This window comes from Lonepinella sp. MS14435, from assembly GCF_042485795.1.
GTDB lineage: Bacteria > Pseudomonadota > Gammaproteobacteria > Enterobacterales > Pasteurellaceae > Lonepinella.
Window position 1 is genome coordinate 133,401 of sequence record NZ_CP169368.1, and the last position, 16,273, is coordinate 149,673.

At 42.5% G+C, this 16,273-nt stretch carries 11 protein-coding genes, 2 tRNA genes and 2 rRNA genes; 9 read left to right on the forward strand and 6 right to left on the reverse strand.

What is annotated here, in order from left to right; all coding sequences use genetic code 11:
• The first annotated feature begins 11 nt into the window (after positions 1-11).
• From O1Q80_RS00630 to O1Q80_RS00655, 6 genes are all read left to right on the forward strand, one after another.
• Positions 12-1,022: a hypothetical protein gene (locus O1Q80_RS00630; protein WP_386695067.1), complete on the forward strand. Its 1,011-nt coding sequence runs from the start codon at positions 12-14 to the stop codon at positions 1,020-1,022.
• A gap of 102 nt (positions 1,023-1,124) precedes the next feature.
• Positions 1,125-1,316 carry a hypothetical protein gene (locus tag O1Q80_RS00635; protein WP_386695068.1) on the forward strand — a complete coding sequence of 64 codons (192 nt, stop codon included), beginning with the start codon at positions 1,125-1,127 and terminating at the stop codon, positions 1,314-1,316.
• Positions 1,317-1,328: 12 nt separating this feature from the next.
• Entirely contained in the window at positions 1,329-2,354 is a 1,026-nt protein-coding gene (locus O1Q80_RS00640) for a hypothetical protein (RefSeq protein ID WP_386695069.1), read from the forward strand.
• Positions 2,355-2,456: 102 nt separating this feature from the next.
• Positions 2,457-2,648 (forward strand): hypothetical protein, encoded by a 192-nt coding sequence (locus O1Q80_RS00645; protein WP_386695071.1) that lies wholly within the window; start codon positions 2,457-2,459, stop codon positions 2,646-2,648.
• 12 nt (positions 2,649-2,660) lie between these two features.
• Positions 2,661-3,692: a hypothetical protein gene (locus O1Q80_RS00650; RefSeq protein WP_386695073.1), complete on the forward strand. Its 1,032-nt coding sequence runs from the start codon at positions 2,661-2,663 to the stop codon at positions 3,690-3,692.
• Between the two features lie 158 nt (positions 3,693-3,850).
• Positions 3,851-5,386, forward strand: a complete 1,536-nt coding sequence (locus O1Q80_RS00655) for a YifB family Mg chelatase-like AAA ATPase (RefSeq protein WP_386696115.1) — start codon at positions 3,851-3,853, stop codon at positions 5,384-5,386.
• A gap of 97 nt (positions 5,387-5,483) precedes the next feature.
• Here the strand turns inward: O1Q80_RS00655 and O1Q80_RS00660 are convergent, their stop codons facing one another.
• Positions 5,484-5,978, reverse strand: a complete 495-nt coding sequence (locus tag O1Q80_RS00660) for a YfbU family protein (RefSeq protein ID WP_386688367.1) — start codon at positions 5,976-5,978, stop codon at positions 5,484-5,486.
• Positions 5,979-5,988: 10 nt separating this feature from the next.
• Positions 5,989-6,753 (reverse strand): VacJ family lipoprotein, encoded by a 765-nt coding sequence (locus O1Q80_RS00665; RefSeq protein ID WP_386695075.1) that lies wholly within the window; start codon positions 6,751-6,753, stop codon positions 5,989-5,991.
• A 264-nt stretch (positions 6,754-7,017) separates the two neighbouring features.
• Here O1Q80_RS00665 and carA point away from each other — a divergent pair, with 264 nt between their 5' ends.
• Genes carA through carB form a run of 3 tightly spaced genes read left to right on the forward strand, consistent with a single transcriptional unit; the run spans position 7,018 to position 12,030 of the window.
• Entirely contained in the window at positions 7,018-8,145 is a 1,128-nt protein-coding gene (gene carA / locus O1Q80_RS00670) for a glutamine-hydrolyzing carbamoyl-phosphate synthase small subunit (RefSeq protein WP_386695077.1), read from the forward strand.
• A gap of 6 nt (positions 8,146-8,151) precedes the next feature.
• Positions 8,152-8,808, forward strand: coding sequence for a Fic family protein (locus tag O1Q80_RS00675; RefSeq protein ID WP_386695078.1), 657 nt, complete (start codon positions 8,152-8,154; stop codon positions 8,806-8,808).
• An 18-nt stretch (positions 8,809-8,826) separates the two neighbouring features.
• Positions 8,827-12,030, forward strand: a complete 3,204-nt coding sequence (gene carB, locus O1Q80_RS00680; RefSeq protein WP_386695080.1) for a carbamoyl-phosphate synthase large subunit — start codon at positions 8,827-8,829, stop codon at positions 12,028-12,030.
• Between the two features lie 110 nt (positions 12,031-12,140).
• On the opposite strand, the gene rrf is transcribed toward carB, so the two are convergent.
• From rrf to O1Q80_RS00700, 4 genes are all read right to left on the reverse strand, one after another.
• A 5S ribosomal RNA gene (gene rrf / locus O1Q80_RS00685) occupies positions 12,141-12,256 on the reverse strand.
• Between the two features lie 212 nt (positions 12,257-12,468).
• Positions 12,469-15,506 (reverse strand): 23S ribosomal RNA (locus O1Q80_RS00690).
• A 299-nt stretch (positions 15,507-15,805) separates the two neighbouring features.
• Positions 15,806-15,881, reverse strand: a tRNA-Ala gene (locus tag O1Q80_RS00695).
• 102 nt (positions 15,882-15,983) lie between these two features.
• A tRNA-Ile gene (locus O1Q80_RS00700) sits at positions 15,984-16,060 on the reverse strand.
• Between the last annotated feature and the right edge of the window lie 213 nt (positions 16,061-16,273).

Sequence of the window (16,273 nt, forward strand, 5' to 3'; positions counted from 1 at the left end):
AAGGGGGAAAAATGACTGAACAACAGGAAAACAAAGATTGGTTAGATAAAATCGGGGATTTTTTTACCAATCCAAACAAAGATATTGCCTATTCTATTCGTAAACGGGGAGAAGATGAAATTGAGATTCGGGATTCAATTTTTGATGGTTATGCCCGTGGACTTATTCGATTTATTTTAGGTGGAATGATGCTTATCAATATATTTAATGGCTTATCAGTCATTCCATTTTATAGTCATTCAGATACAAAAAGAGATTATGACTGGGCATTTCATAGAGATGAAATGCTTATGGAAGAGTATAAATCCTATAAAGAAATGACTGAAGAAATAAATAAATTTAGAGAGGAAAAATTAGAACTAACCCCATATGAAATATATACTGATGGGCTAGGTCCACAATCGCCATTAAAAGATTTTATCCTAGACATCATTATAATCCCTTTTGTAGTATTTGCATTTTTTCTCCCCCGCCCCCGAGGCTTCCGTGTCAACCGCAAAAAACGGGTGATTTACTGGCAAACCATTCTCGGTAGTCATTCCATCGCCTTTGTGCCAGAAAACGGTGACCCACTAGGCGGAATTAATTACAGTCGCTTTGGTTTATATGCCTTTGGCGAACATGAGCGTTTTTCCTTACAACTGTGGATTAATGATTATTTTACTAAACGCCGTGCAACAGCATGCTTTGGGGTTTATCCTAGCCCCAGTTCAGAACACAATGCTCAAATCCTACGTGCCATGCGTGCTTATCTGACAGAAGATAATCCCGAGTTTTTAAACTATGTAGGCAGAGATTTTAAAAACTTTGGCTTAAAATTTAACATTGCACTATGCAATGCTTTTGCACTTCGTGTGCCATTTAGTCGCAAAAAAGCTGATGCTGCCATAGAAAAAGCTCTCACCGAATGGAATAAGAAAACCCCAAACCAAAAACAAGGTTGGTTTAATGATATACGCGGTTATCAGAAAATCATTAATGAGCGACATTTAAGGGAAGACTTGGATAACGAAGTAAAATAGATGGATAGATGGTTTTAGAGAAAAGTGCGGTGAAAATTTTGGGTGTTTTAAAAATACAGGGGAAAATGACCGCACTTTTGTTTCAGCATTGGGACAAAAGGATTGGCAAGCCTAACTATTCAAGATGAGCGTTTGCCTTATATGAGCTTCACTACCTATTCGGACGAGGTGGACAGTGGCACCATCCGTTATGAAGAATTACTTACCCTTCGCGTGCAAGTGAGTGTGCCGAATTATTCGGGTAATAAATACCGTAAAAAATCGCGATTTACCAACCTAGTATTAAAAAAATAATAAGAGGAAAAAATGACTGAACAACAAGAAAACAAAGATTGGTTAGATAAAATCGGGGATTTTTTTACCAATCCAAACAAAGATATTGCCTATTCTATTCGTAAACGGGGAGAAGATGAAATTGAGATTCGGGATTCAATTTTTGATGGTTATGCCCGTGGACTTATTCGCTTTATTTTAGGTGGAATGATGCTCATCAATATATTTAATGGCTTATCAGTCATTCCATTTTATAGTCATTCAGACACAAAAAGAGATTATGAGTGGGCGTTTAATCCAGATAAAATGGCTATGGAGCAATATTTATGGTACAAAGAAACAGCACAATTTCAATATGAAATGGATCAAAAAGAAGGAAACTCGTTTGTATCCCCACCTAGCTCTTATGATGAATATAAGGAACATATACTTCCTAGTAATCCACTAAAAGACTTTATCCTAGACATCATTATAATCCCTTTTGTGGTGTTTGCCTTTTTCCTCCCTCGCCCCCGAGGCTTCCGTGTCAATCGCAAAAAACGGGTGATTTACTGGCAAACCATTCTCGGTAGTCATTCCATCGCCTTTGTGCCAGAAAACGGTGACCCGCTAGGTGGAATTAATTATAGTCGCTTTGGTTTATATGCCTTTGGCGAACATGAGCGTTTTTCCTTACAACTGTGGATTAATGATTATTTTACTAAACGCCGTGCAACAGCATGCTTTGGGGTTTATCCCAGCCCAAGTTCAGAACACAATGCTCAAATCCTACGTGCCATTCGTGCTTACCTGACAGAAGATAATCCCGAGTTTTTAAACTATGTAGGCAGAGATTTTAAAAACTTTGGCTTAAAATTTAACATTGCACTATGCAACGCTTTTGCACTTCGTGTGCCATTTAGTCGCAAAAAAGCTGATGCTGCCATAGAAAAAGCTCTCACCGAATGGAATAAGAAAACCCCGAACCAAAAACAGGGCTGGTTTAATGATATACGCGGTTATCAGAAAATCATTAATGAGCGACATTTAAGGGAAAACTTGGATAACGAAGTAAAATAGATGGATAGATGGTTTTAGAGAAAAGTGCGGTGAAAATTTTGGGTGTTTTAAAAATACAGGGGAAAATGACCGCACTTTTATTTCGGCATTGGGACAAAAGGATTGGCAAGCCTAACTATTCAAGATGAGCGTTTGCCTTATATGAACTTCACTACCTATTCGGACGAGGTGGATAGTGGCACCATCCGTTATGAAGAATTACTTACCCTTCGCGTGCAAGTGAGTGTGCCAAACTATTCGGGTAATAAATACCGTAAAAAATCGCGATTTACCAATTTGGTGTTAAAAAAATAATAAGGGGGAAAAATGACTGAACAACAGGAAAACAAAGATTGGTTAGATAAAATCGGGGATTTTTTTACCAATCCAAACAAAGATATTGCCTATTCTATTCGTAAACGGGGAGAAGATGAAATTGAGATTCGGGATTCAATTTTTGATGGTTATGCCCGTGGACTTATTCGCTTTATTTTAGGTGGAATGATGCTTATCAATATATTTAATGGCTTATCAGTCATTCCATTTTATAGTCATTCAGATGCAAAACGTGATTACCTGTGGGTTTTTGATGAGGACAAGAGAGCAATGCCACAATATTTACGTTACAAAGAAGGAGCTGACAGACGCTATAAAATAGCATTAGAAGAGAACGATCCTTTTGTTACTCCTCCTGTATCATATGAAGAGTATAAGAATGATATTCGCCCCAAATCACCATTAAAAGACTTTATCCTAGACATCATTATAATCCCTTTTGTGGTGTTTGCCTTTTTCCTCCCTCGCCCCCGAGGCTTCCGTGTCAACCGCAAAAAACGGGTGATTTACTGGCAAACCATTCTCGGTAGTCATTCCATCGCCTTTGTGCCAGAAAACGGTGACCCGCTAGGCGGAATTAATTACAGTCGCTTTGGTTTATATGCCTTTGGCGAACATGAGCGTTTTTCCTTACAACTGTGGATTAATGATTATTTTACTAAACGCCGTGCAACAGCATGCTTTGGGGTTTATCCCAGCCCAAGTTCAGAACACAATGCTCAAATCCTACGTGCCATGCGTGCTTATCTGACAGAAGATAATCCCGAGTTTTTAAACTACGTAGGCAGAGATTTTAAAAACTTTGGCTTAAAATTTAACATTGCACTATGCAATGCTTTTGCACTTCGTGTGCCATTTAGTCGCAAAAAAGCTGATGCTGCCATAGAAAAAGCTCTCACCGAATGGAATAAGAAAACCCCAAACCAAAAACAAGGTTGGTTTAATGATATACGCGGTTATCAGAAAATCATTAATGAGCGACATTTAAGGGAAGACTTGGATAACGAAGTGAAATCGGTATAGATCGCTTGTCCGCCAAGTTAAATGAATGGTTTAGTCCTGCTTTTGCCACTGAAAATCCTTAATTTTGTGATCTCTATTCCAAAAATACACCGTCATTTTTGTAAAGTGCGGTGGATTTTTTTATGATTTTTCTGATTTGTTATTTAAAAGGAAAAGTCATGTCGTTAGCCATTGTTTATAGCCGTGCCTCTATCGGGGTACAAGCCCCCCTTGTGACCATCGAAGTCCATATTAGCAATGGTAAACCAAATTTTGTGCTAGTGGGATTACCAGAAAAAACCGTGAAAGAAGCACAGGATCGCGTGAGAAGTGCCTTGATTAATGCACAATTTAAATATCCTCCAAAACGTATTACCGTTAATCTTGCCCCAGCAGATTTACCTAAAGAGGGGGGACGTTTTGATTTGCCGATAGCGTTGGGGATTTTGGCAGCATCAGGGCAAATTAATGCGGAACAATTACGTCAATTTGAATTTCTTGGGGAACTGGCATTAACGGGGAATTTACGTGGTGTGCAAGGGGTTATTCCTGCTATTTTGGCGGCTCAAAAAGCGAAAAGAACCATGATTATTGCCCCACAAAATGCCAATGAGGCATCTCTCATCTCAGAACACGACAGTTATTATGCAGATTCACTGTTAGAAGTGGTGCAGTTTCTCGATAATCAATTAAATTTGCCAACAGCTAGTCAAATGGCAGATCAAATTAGGTCAAATGCCAAGCAAAGTGCGGTGCAAAATAGCAAAGATTTAACCGATATTATCGGGCAACATCATGCCAAACGAGCCTTAACCATTGCCGCTGCTGGGCAACATAACTTACTTTTATTAGGTCCACCAGGAACAGGCAAAACCATGCTCGCTAGTCGATTAACCGATCTTTTACCCGAAATGAGTGATCAAGAAGCCATAGAAACCGCCTCTGTGACTAGCCTGATTCAAAATGAACTGAATTTTGCGAATTGGAAGAAACGCCCATTCCGTTGCCCACATCATAGTGCATCTTTGCCTGCGTTAGTGGGAGGGGGATCGATCCCAAAACCTGGCGAAATTTCATTAGCTCACAATGGCATTCTTTTTCTTGATGAGTTGCCCGAGTTTGAGCGGAAAGTATTAGATGCTTTACGCCAACCCTTAGAAAGTGGTGAAATAGTTATCTCTCGTGCCACCGCTAAGATTCAATTTCCCGCTAAATTTCAATTAGTTGCTGCTATGAATCCAAGTCCAACAGGACATTATCAAGGTTCTCATAATCGCACATCACCACAACAAATTATCCGTTATTTGAATCGGTTATCAGGACCTTTTTTAGATCGCTTTGATTTATCTATTGAAGTCCCCTTGTTACCACAGGGTGCATTACAAAGCCAAGAAGATCGGGGTGAAAGCAGCGAACAAGTGCGGTTAAAAATTGTTAAGGTACGCGAAAGACAATTCGCTCGACAAGGTAAAGTGAATGCTCATTTAACCAGTAAAGAAATTGAACGTTATTGCCCGTTATTAGAAAAAGATGCGATTTTTTTGGAAAATGCCCTAACTAAACTAGGTTTATCGGTACGAGCTTATCATCGTATTCTCAAGGTTTCTCGCACCATTGCAGATTTGGCAGAGTCGGAACAAATTACGCAAGCCCATTTAGCCGAAGCCTTGGGGTATCGTACTATGGATCGGTTATTATTGAAATTACATGAATAATGAAAGTTTATATTGGTACAAAACAGATAAAAAATAAACCGCACTTTACTTTTATTATGATCTCATTAAGCAAAGTGCGGTGATTTTTTAAAGATTTTTACGCATTCAAAATATTCTGAATTTCCTGAATACTTAAATGATAACCATGCGGGCAGTTACGCCATTCATCAAGCATTTTAATGTATTTATCCCACATTGGGGTTTGTGAATCACAGCCATGTTCACAACGCATAAATTCTTGATATTTGCCTTCCACACCCGTAATAAAACGCAAGTAGCTTAAATATTTTTTCTCACGCACTGCACAATAGCCCACGAATTGTAAGCGGTGTGGGGTAACAGTGGATTTATCCGTTAAATTATTGTATGAAACGTGTAAGGCTTTATACATTTCAAGTGTGTCTAGCACGGTTTGGCATTCTTCTAATGAAATATTGCTAAACTCTTGATCAAGTTCTTTTAATTCACGTGCAAAACCACCTTTGACAATGGTTTCTAAACGGCTATATTTGGCTTTGTTTTCTGGTTCAAGTAAACCCATTAATTTATATTGGTTGGCTAAAATTAAGCGTTGGGTTGAGGTCATTTCCATGATAAATTCCTTATTTAGTTTTTATTTCATCAATGCTATTCAGATCATCTTCTGATAATCCTGTTTCTTTTATTTTGACATTGCCATCGGTGGCTTTATATTCAAGGTTTTGATAATAGGCTTCACGGAAAGTGATATAAGGATCTTGAGCCTGATCGAGTAAAGCTTCTTTATCCATAGCTTTGGCTCGAGTATCGACAACCTGAACACCCGTTTTCACTAAGGACCACGCCCCACCAACCCAGTGCCAGAATGGATATGTATAAGCGGTATCCACTACCGAACTCGTTAATTCCCGTGGCGTAGTCGCATTATATACTGGCAACACAATATATGTTCCTGGCTCTACACCATAACTGCCAAGACTATCACCGAAAGTACGTTGATGTTCAATTTTAAGCGGATCGCTATAACTTGCCCAGTCAATTAAACCGCCTAAACCAAAGGTTGAGTTAATCACAAAACGATTAAAGTGTACCATGGCTTTTTTGCCTTCACCTTCCAATAATCGGTTAACAAAGCTGACTGGTTCATCTAGGTTATTGGCGACATTAGAGATGCCTGTAGTCACAGGGCTAGGCAAAGCATTCCAGCCTTTTGCTACGGGTTTTAATAGATAAGGATCTAACACTTTATAGTTAAAATCCCACATTGTGCGGTTAAAACCTTGCAGTGGATCATTACGTTCGCCTGTGACAGGATCTAATGTGTTCGTGCAGCCACTCAGTAAAACGATACTACAAAGTGCGGTGGATAATATTACTGTTTTTTTCATCTGATTTGTTCTCAAATAAATTTTTTCCTATTGTAAATGAGTTAGGCGAAATCTACAAAAAAATTTACCGCAGTTGGAATAAAATCTTGCATAAGATGAATATTAATTCATTTTAGTTGCATAAATATATATTATTGCAACTTTACAAGATGATCTGGGCTTGATAAAATAGCTCGAATTTAATCAATTCATCTCGAGATTGCAGTAAGCAATCTTAGGTTAATGAATATTTGTAAGTGTTCAACCACACAATCAGGAGTAATTATGTCCGCACAAGCCATTCTCGTGCTTGCTGACGGTAGTGTTTTTCACGGCACCTCTATCGGTGCTGACGGTCACACTATCGGCGAAGTCGTTTTTAATACCGCCATGACTGGCTATCAAGAAATTTTAACTGATCCTTCCTATTTTCAACAAATCGTTACGCTCACTTATCCGCATATTGGCAACACAGGTTGCAATACTGAAGATCTTGAAAGTCATCAAGTTTTTGCCTCTGGTTTAATTATTCGTGATCTACCGTTAATTCATAGCAATTTCCGTGCCAATCAAAGTTTAGGTGAGTATTTAAAATCCAATAATGTGGTAGCGATTGCCGATATTGACACTCGCCGCTTAACCCGAATTTTGCGTGATAAAGGGACGCAAGCTGGCTGCATTATGACAGGCGAAGTTGATGAGAAGAAAGCCTTAGAATTAGCCTTAAGTTTCGGCTCAATGGCAGGCAAAGATTTGGCTCAAGCAGTCACATCAAGCGAAGCCTATCAATGGACACAAGGTGAATGGCAATTAGGTAAAGGCTATGTTGAAGCGAAAAATCCTGAATTTAATATCGTAGCTTATGATTTCGGCGTAAAACGTAATATTTTAAGAATGTTGGCTGAACGGGGTTGCAATATTACGGTTGTGCCTGCCAAAACGCCAGCGGAAGAAGTGTTAGCCTTAAATCCAGACGGTATTTTTCTTTCCAACGGACCAGGCGATCCAGAACCTTGTGATTATGCCATTTCAGCAATCCAAACCTTGTTAAAAAGCAAAAAACCAATTTTCGGCATTTGTTTAGGGCATCAACTTTTAGGCTTAGCTGCAGGTGGCAAAACCAAAAAAATGCCATTTGGGCATCACGGAGCCAATCACCCTGTGCAAGATTTAGACAGTGGCAATGTGTTGATTACTAGCCAAAACCACGGTTTTGAAGTGGATGAACACAGCTTGCCAGCTAATGTTCGTGTAACTCATCGTTCGTTGTTTGATAATTCGGTGCAAGGGATTGAATTAACCGACCAATCGGCATTCTCTTTCCAAGGACACCCAGAAGCGAGTCCAGGTCCGAATGATGTGGCGTATTTGTTTGACAGATTTATTGATAACTTAAGAGCAGCGAAAGTGTAACAACCAATGCAAAATAAATTTAATTTAACCTTGCAAGAAAATCGTTTCTTAGCGAAAAAGAATATTGTGGAAGTGATCCACAGTATTTCACGCTTAGAAAACGTCAACACCACCTTTCCACAAACGCAAACCATTGTGAGTGGCATGGCGGTTAGCGGTGTTTCCACTGATGATGTGCAGGTGATTTTAAATTTAAAAAATGCGTGGCAGTTTATCTTGAAAGCGGATTCACCGTTTGATTTGGCGTTTGCCTGCAAAATCAATGGCTTTGTTGCCTATAACGAATCGCTGGCGTGGGGCGAATTACGCACAGGCAATGTGGGGATTAGCGGTGTGGCTTATATGCCAGAGATACCGAATCAACAAGCTGTTGAACAAACCTTTGAGCAAATTCAGCGTTCCCCCCTTTCGGCAACGGAAAAAGCCTTAAAACTGATGTACTACATGATGCGTAATCAGTTATTTTGGGACGGCAACAAACGCACGGCGATTATTTGTGCCAATTATCTGCTGATTCAAGCAGGGGCTGGCGTGTTAAACATTAACGAACAACAACTAGAACAATGGCACGAATTGCTTTCTCAATTTTATGAAAGTGGTGATGATACGCAGATTATGGAATGGACGTATCAGCATTGTTTGTATGGGATTTTAAAAGATTAAAGAAGATAGGAAATAAAAATGCCAAAACGTAACGACATAAACACAATATTAATTATCGGGGCTGGTCCGATTGTGATCGGTCAAGCCTGTGAATTTGACTATTCAGGGGCACAAGCCTGTAAAGCCTTGCGAGAAGAAGGCTATAAAGTGGTGTTGGTTAACTCCAACCCGGCCACCATTATGACTGACCCGAATATGGCGGATGTGACCTACATTGAACCGATTCAATGGCAAACGGTGGAAAAAATCATTGAAAAAGAACGCCCTGATGCGATTTTGCCGACCATGGGCGGACAAACGGCGTTGAATTGTGCGTTGGATTTATCCAAAAACGGTGTGTTGAAAAAATACAATGTGGAACTCATCGGGGCGACCGAAGATGCCATTGATAAAGCCGAAGACCGTGGGCGTTTCAAAGAAGCGATGGCGAAAATTGGTTTAAATACACCGCGTTCTTTTGTATGTCACACCTTTGATGAGGCGTGGAAAGCCCAAGAAGCTGTCGGCTTTCCGACCCTAATTCGTCCGTCTTTCACCATGGGCGGTTCAGGCGGTGGGATTGCTTATAACCGTGATGAATTTCAAGCCATTTGTGAACGGGGTTTTGATGCGTCACCGACCCACGAACTGTTGATTGAGCAGTCGGTATTGGGCTGGAAAGAATACGAAATGGAAGTGGTGCGTGATAAAGCGGACAACTGTATTATCGTGTGTTCCATTGAAAACTTTGACCCAATGGGCGTGCATACGGGCGACAGCATCACCGTTGCCCCAGCTCAAACCTTGACCGATAAAGAATACCAAATTATGCGTAATGCAAGCCTTGCAGTGTTGCGTGAAATCGGCGTGGATACGGGCGGTTCAAACGTGCAATTTGCCATTAATCCCGACAATGGCGAGATGATCGTGATTGAAATGAACCCACGAGTGAGCCGTTCTTCTGCATTGGCAAGTAAAGCAACAGGCTTCCCGATTGCCAAAGTGGCAGCCAAATTGGCAGTGGGTTATACGCTTAACGAACTGCGTAACGACATTACAGGCGGTTTAATTCCAGCATCTTTTGAGCCGTCCATTGACTATGTGGTGACCAAAGTGCCTCGTTTTGCTTTCGAGAAATTCCCACAAGCGGACGACCGTTTAACCACCCAAATGAAATCCGTGGGTGAAGTGATGGCAATGGGTCGCACGTTCCAAGAAAGTTTGCAAAAAGCCTTGCGTGGCTTAGAGACAGGGATTTGCGGTTTTAATTTGCTTTCTGAAGAACCTGAAAAAATCCGTAGCGAATTAGGCAACCCCGGATCTAACCGCATTTTATATGTGGCGGATGCGTTCGGAGCAGGTTTCAGCTTGGAAGAAGTGCATCATTACTCCAAAATCGATCCTTGGTTCTTGATTCAAATTCAAGACTTAGTACAAGAAGAATTAGCGTTAGAAAAACGCACGTTAGACGAATTAGATTACGCCGAACTTCGCCGTTTAAAACGCAAAGGATTTTCCGATAAACGTATCGGTCAGCTCACCAAAGCAGGAGAAAGTGCGGTCAGAAATAAACGCGTTTTATTAAACCTACACCCAGTTTACAAACGGGTGGATACCTGTGCGGGTGAGTTTAAATCGGATACTGCCTATCTTTATTCCACCTATGAAGAAGAATGTGAAAGCCGTCCATCAGATCGCAAAAAAATTATGATTTTAGGCGGTGGCCCGAACCGTATCGGACAAGGCATTGAGTTTGACTATTGCTGCGTTCACGCTGCCCTTGCCTTGCGTGAAAGCGGTTTTGAAACCATTATGGTCAACTGCAACCCTGAAACGGTTTCTACCGATTTTGATACGTCTGAACGTTTATATTTTGAGCCGTTGACATTGGAAGACGTGTTAGAAATTATCCACGTGGAAAATCCGTACGGCGTGATTGTGCATTACGGCGGCCAAACGCCGTTAAAATTGGCGAACGCTTTGCACGACAACGGCGTGAACATTATCGGCACGTCCGCAGATAGCATTGATGCTGCCGAAGACCGTGAACGTTTCCAAAAAATCTTGTACGATCTCGGCTTAAAACAACCGAATAACCGCACCGCTCGCAATGTGGTGGAAGCGGTGAAATTGGCGGGCGAAGTGGGTTATCCGTTGGTGGTGCGTCCGTCTTATGTGTTGGGCGGTCGGGCGATGCAGATTGTGTATAACGTGGATGAACTCAATAAATATATGCGTGAAGCGGTGCAAGTGTCGGAAGACAGCCCGATTTTGCTTGACCATTTCTTAAACAACGCCATTGAAGTGGACGTGGACTGTATTTGTGACGGCAAAGACGTGGTGATTGGTGGCATTATGCAACACATTGAACAGGCAGGGATCCACAGTGGTGACTCCGCTTGTTCTTTACCGCCATATTCCTTGAGCCAGCCAATTCAAGATGAAATCCGCCGTCAAACGGCAGCAATGGCGCAAGCGTTAAAAGTTGTTGGTTTGATGAACGTACAATTTGCCGTGCAAGATAACGTGATTTATGTGTTAGAAGTGAATCCACGTGCCAGCCGTACCGTGCCATTTGTCAGCAAAGCCACAGGTCGTTCCTTGGCGAAAATTGCGGCTCGAGTGATGGCAGGCATTTCATTGGCGGAACAAGGTATTCAAGGGGAAATTATCCCCCACTACTATTCAGTGAAAGAAGCGGTGTTCCCGTTCATTAAATTCCCCGGTGTGGACACCATTCTTGGACCTGAAATGCGTTCAACAGGTGAAGTTATGGGCGTAGGTAAAACTTTCTCAGAAGCTTTCTTGAAAGCAGAATTAGGGGCGAATGAACGAATTCCAAAAACAGGTAAAGTGTTTGTTTCTGTGGATAACAAAGACAAAGACCGCCTGTTGCCTGTGGCACATCGTTTGCAAGAACAAGGCTATGGCTTGTGTGCCACTATCGGCACGGCAAAATTCCTAAAAGAAAACGGTGTATTCGCTCAAATCGTCAACAAAGTGCGTGAAGGTCGTCCGCATATTGTGGATGCCATTAAAAACAGTGAGATTGCGATGATTATTAATACTGTTGGCAGCAGCCCAGAAAGTATTACAGATAGCCATTCTATTCGCCAAAGTGCATTGCAACAAAAAGTCTTTTTACAAACCACTTTATCAGGGGCAGAAGCCCTAGTTGAGGGCGTGAAAAGTTTAGATGGTTGTGATGTGTATTCTGTGCAAACACTGCATCAGAGTTTGTAGATATAGGGCATAGTTGATACAGAAAATAGCAATATTTTTTATCTACTATGCCTATTAAATGATAAAACCCCAGCTACTCACGTAACTGGGGTTTTACTTGATAATAAAAAACCTGATGGCGACCTACTCTCACATTGGGATTCCCAACACTACCATCGGCATCACAGCATTTCACTTCTGAGTTCGGCATGGGTTCAGGTGGCACTACTGCATTATGACCATCAGGAAATCAGGGTTCAGATAAAACAGGTTTCAGACGGCTGTACCGTGTGTTATCCTGTATCCTACTTAATTCTTTCCTTTTTGTATTTTGTTCTTTAAATTTGAAACAAGCTGTCTGTTCGATTTTCTTTTTTGTCTGTTCGTTACTTTCACGCTCTTCAACTGTCTTCTGTCTTCTGACATCTGTCTTCTGAATCAAAACCACTTGAGCGTTGTATAGTTAAGCCTCTCGGGCAATTAGTACTGGTTAGCTCAATGACTCACATCACTTACACATCCAGCCTATCTACGTCTTCGTCTTAAACAACCCTTACACACTTCTGTGTGGGAGAACTCATCTCTTGGCAAGTTTCGTGCTTAGATGCTTTCAGCACTTATCTCTTCCGCATGTAGCTACCCAGCAATGCTTCTGGCGAAACAACTGGAACACCAGGGATGCGTCCACTCCGGTCCTCTCGTACTAGGAGCAGCCCCAACCAATTCTCCAACGCCCACGGCAGATAGGGACCGAACTGTCTCACGACGTTCTAAACCCAGCTCGCGTACCACTTTAAATGGCGAACAGCCATACCCTTGGGACCTACTTCAGCCCCAGGATGTGATGAGCCGACATCGAGGTGCCAAACACCGCCGTCGATATGAACTCTTGGGCGGTATCAGCCTGTTATCCCCGGAGTACCTTTTATCCGTTGAGCGATGGCCCTTCCATTCAGAACCACCGGATCACTATGACCTACTTTCGTACCTGCTCGACTTGTCCGTCTCGCAGTTAAGCTTGCTTTTACCATTGCACTAACCTGACGATGTCCGACCGTCATTAGCAAACCTTCGTGCTCCTCCGTTACTCTTTGGGAGGAGACCGCCCCAGTCAAACTACCCACCAGACACTGTCCGAATACCCGTTCCAGATATTTCGTTAGAACATCAAACGTTAAAGGGTGGTATTTCAAGGTCGTCTCCACTCAAACTGGCGTTTAAGTTTCTCTGACTCCCACCTATCCTACACATCAAAATTCAAGGTTCAGTGTCAAGCTATAGTAAAGGTTCACGGGGTCTTTCCGTCTAGCCGCGGGTACACCGCATCTTCACGGCGATTTCAATTTCACTGAGTCTCGGGTGGAGACAGCCTGGCCATCATTATGCCATTCGTGCAGGTCGGAACTTACCCGACAAGGAATTTCGCTACCTTAGGACCGTTATAGTTACGGCCGCCGTTTACTGGGGCTTCGATCAGGTGCTTCTCTTTCGATAACACCATCAATTAACCTTCCAGCACCGGGCAGGCATCACACCCTATACGTCCACTTTCGTGTTTGCAGAGTGCTGTGTTTTTAATAAACAGTTGCAGCCAGCTGGTATCTTCGACCGGTTCAACCTTCATCTGTAAAAGACTACAATCTACGCCGGCGCACCTTCTCCCGAAGTTACGGTGCTATTTTGCCTAGTTCCTTCACCCGAGTTCTCTCAAGCGCCTGAGTATTCTCTACCTGACCACCTGTGTCGGTTTTCAGTACGGTTTAGATAAACCTGAAGCTTAGTGGCTTTTCCTGGAAGTGTGGTATCAACAACTTCGCTCCCTTAGGAGCTCGTCATCACGCCTTAGTGTTGAATGGGGATTCGGATTTGCCTAAATCCCCCACCTACACGCTTAAACAGCCATCCAATAGGCTGCTTGCCTAACCTTCTCCGTCCCCACATCGCAATTTATCCAAGTACGGGAATATTAACCCGTTTCCCATCGACTACGCTTTTCAGCCTCGCCTTAGGGGCCGACTCACCCTGCCCCGATTAACGTTGGACAGGAACCCTTGGTCTTCCGGCGAACGAGTTTTTCACTCGTTTTATCGTTACTTATGTCAGCATTCGCACTTGTGATACGTCCAGCAAGCCTCTCGACTCACCTTCTTCCGCTTACACAACGCTCCCCTACCCAACAGTGTTACCACTGATGCCGCAGCTTCGGTGACTAGTTTTAGCCCCGTTACATCTTCCGCGCAGGCCGACTCGACTAGTGAGCTATTACGCTTTCTTTAAATGATGGCTGCTTCTAAGCCAACATCCTAGCTGTCTAAGCCTTCCCACTTCGTTTCCCACTTAACTAGTACTTTGGGACCTTAGCTGGCGGTCTGGGTTGTTTCCCTCTTCACGATGGACGTTAGCACCCACCGTGTGTCTCCTGAGTATCACTCTTCGGTATTCGCAGTTTGCATCGGGTTGGTAATCCGGGATGGACCCCTAGCCGAAACAGTGCTCTACCCCCGAAGGTGTTCGCTCAAGGCTCTACCTAAATAGATTTCGGGGAGAACCAGCTATCTCCCGGTTTGATTGGCCTTTCACCCCCAGCCACAAGTCATCCGCTAATTTTTCAACATTAGTCGGTTCGGTCCTCCAATTAGTGTTACCCAACCTTCAACCTGCCCATGGCTAGATCACCGGGTTTCGGGTCTATACCTTGCAACTTGCCGCCCAGTTAAGACTCGGTTTCCCTTCGGCTCCCCTATTCGGTTAACCTCGCTACAAAATATAAGTCGCTGACCCATTATACAAAAGGTACGCAGTCACTCCGTCACTTAATGGCTCTCGCCATTAACTGACTCCGTTTCAGATGACAGAACACAGATTTCAGATTACAGTTCTATTTCTACTGCCATCTACCGTCTGTTATCTGACTTCTACGTAGTCACTTAATGATTGAAAATCATTAAGTGACGGAGCTCCCACTGCTTGTACGTACACGGTTTCAGGTTCTATTTCACTCCCCTCGCTGGGGTTCTTTTCGCCTTTCCTTCACAGTACTGGTTCACTATCGGTCAATCAGGAGTATTTAGCCTTAGAGGATGGTCCCCCTATCTTCAGACAGAATTTCTCGTGTTCCGCCCTACTTCTTGTTAGCTTAGTACCACAATATAACTTTCAGATACGGGACTATCACCCTGTGTCGTTGAACTTCCCAGTTCATTCTCTTAGTTTTATCGCTATCACTAACGGCTCCTCCGCTTTCGCTCGCCGCTACTCACAGAATCTCGGTTGATTTCTTTTCCTCGGGGTACTTAGATGTTTCAGTTCTCCCGGTTTGCCTCGTTATTCTATGTATTCAAATAACGATAGTAGATTCTTCATCTACTGGGTTTCCCCATTCGGATATCTTGGATTAAACGCCTCTTATCGACTCATCCAAGCTTTTCGCAGATTAGCACGTCCTTCTTCGCCTCTGATTGCCTAGGCATCCACCGTGTACGCTTAGTCACTTAACTATACAACCTCAAATGTTCTTGCTGCTTCACTTTCGTTTTGCTTGTGCTTTCACATCTTCAGTCGCTGTTTCAACTAAACACTTGACTGCTTTTGTTCAGTCAAGATTTTTTTCTTCTACTCAGACTTTCTTTCGAAAATCTCTCAGTTTTCAGCTTGTTTCCAATTTTTTAAAGAACATAAGATTATCGGCTTTCGCCTATCATCATTGTTAAATTAACTTAGTTAAATCAACTAATTTTTTGTTTTTATTTTCCAACTTAGTTAGCTTAACAATGATGATAACAACAAGTTTTTTGTTTGGTGGAGATAAGCGGGATCGAACCGCTGACCTCCTGCGTGCAAGGCAGGCGCTCTCCCAGCTGAGCTATATCCCCATTCAGATAACAGACAACAGCTATCAGATGACAGTGTTGCTATTTCTATTCCCTACGCTTACTTTCTCTGCCATCTGACTCCTGTCATCTGACATCTGAAAGTGGTGGGTCTGAGTGGACTTGAACCACCGACCTCACCCTTATCAGGGGTGCGCTCTAACCACCTGAGCTACAGACCCGTAGGGCTCAGAAGACGGATGACAGAAGACAGATAACAGAAAAAACTGAACACCCTAACTTCTCATCACAATTACTTTCTTCTGAAATATACTTGCTTTCATCGTTCTATCAAACAATCTGTGTGAACACTTGCTGTCGCTTCGTTTCTTTGAGTAACAATATCACAGTGACCTGACATTTCTGTCTTCTGTCTTCTGTCATCTGTCCTCTGA

What these genes read in the sequence shown, in the direction of transcription:
- O1Q80_RS00650 (WP_386695073.1), top strand. Translation starts at nt 2,661, where the DNA reads ATGACTGAACAACAGGAAAACAAAGATTGGTTAGATAAAATCGGGGAT.
- carB (WP_386695080.1), top strand. Translation starts at nt 8,827, where the DNA reads ATGCCAAAACGTAACGACATAAACACAATATTAATTATCGGGGCTGGT.
- O1Q80_RS00655 (WP_386696115.1), top strand. Translation starts at nt 3,851, where the DNA reads ATGTCGTTAGCCATTGTTTATAGCCGTGCCTCTATCGGGGTACAAGCC.
- O1Q80_RS00660 (WP_386688367.1), bottom strand. Translation starts at nt 5,978, where the DNA reads ATGGAAATGACCTCAACCCAACGCTTAATTTTAGCCAACCAATATAAA.
- O1Q80_RS00675 (WP_386695078.1), top strand. Translation starts at nt 8,152, where the DNA reads ATGCAAAATAAATTTAATTTAACCTTGCAAGAAAATCGTTTCTTAGCG.
- O1Q80_RS00665 (WP_386695075.1), bottom strand. Translation starts at nt 6,753, where the DNA reads ATGAAAAAAACAGTAATATTATCCACCGCACTTTGTAGTATCGTTTTA.
- carA (WP_386695077.1), top strand. Translation starts at nt 7,018, where the DNA reads ATGTCCGCACAAGCCATTCTCGTGCTTGCTGACGGTAGTGTTTTTCAC.
- O1Q80_RS00630 (WP_386695067.1), top strand. Translation starts at nt 12, where the DNA reads ATGACTGAACAACAGGAAAACAAAGATTGGTTAGATAAAATCGGGGAT.
- O1Q80_RS00640 (WP_386695069.1), top strand. Translation starts at nt 1,329, where the DNA reads ATGACTGAACAACAAGAAAACAAAGATTGGTTAGATAAAATCGGGGAT.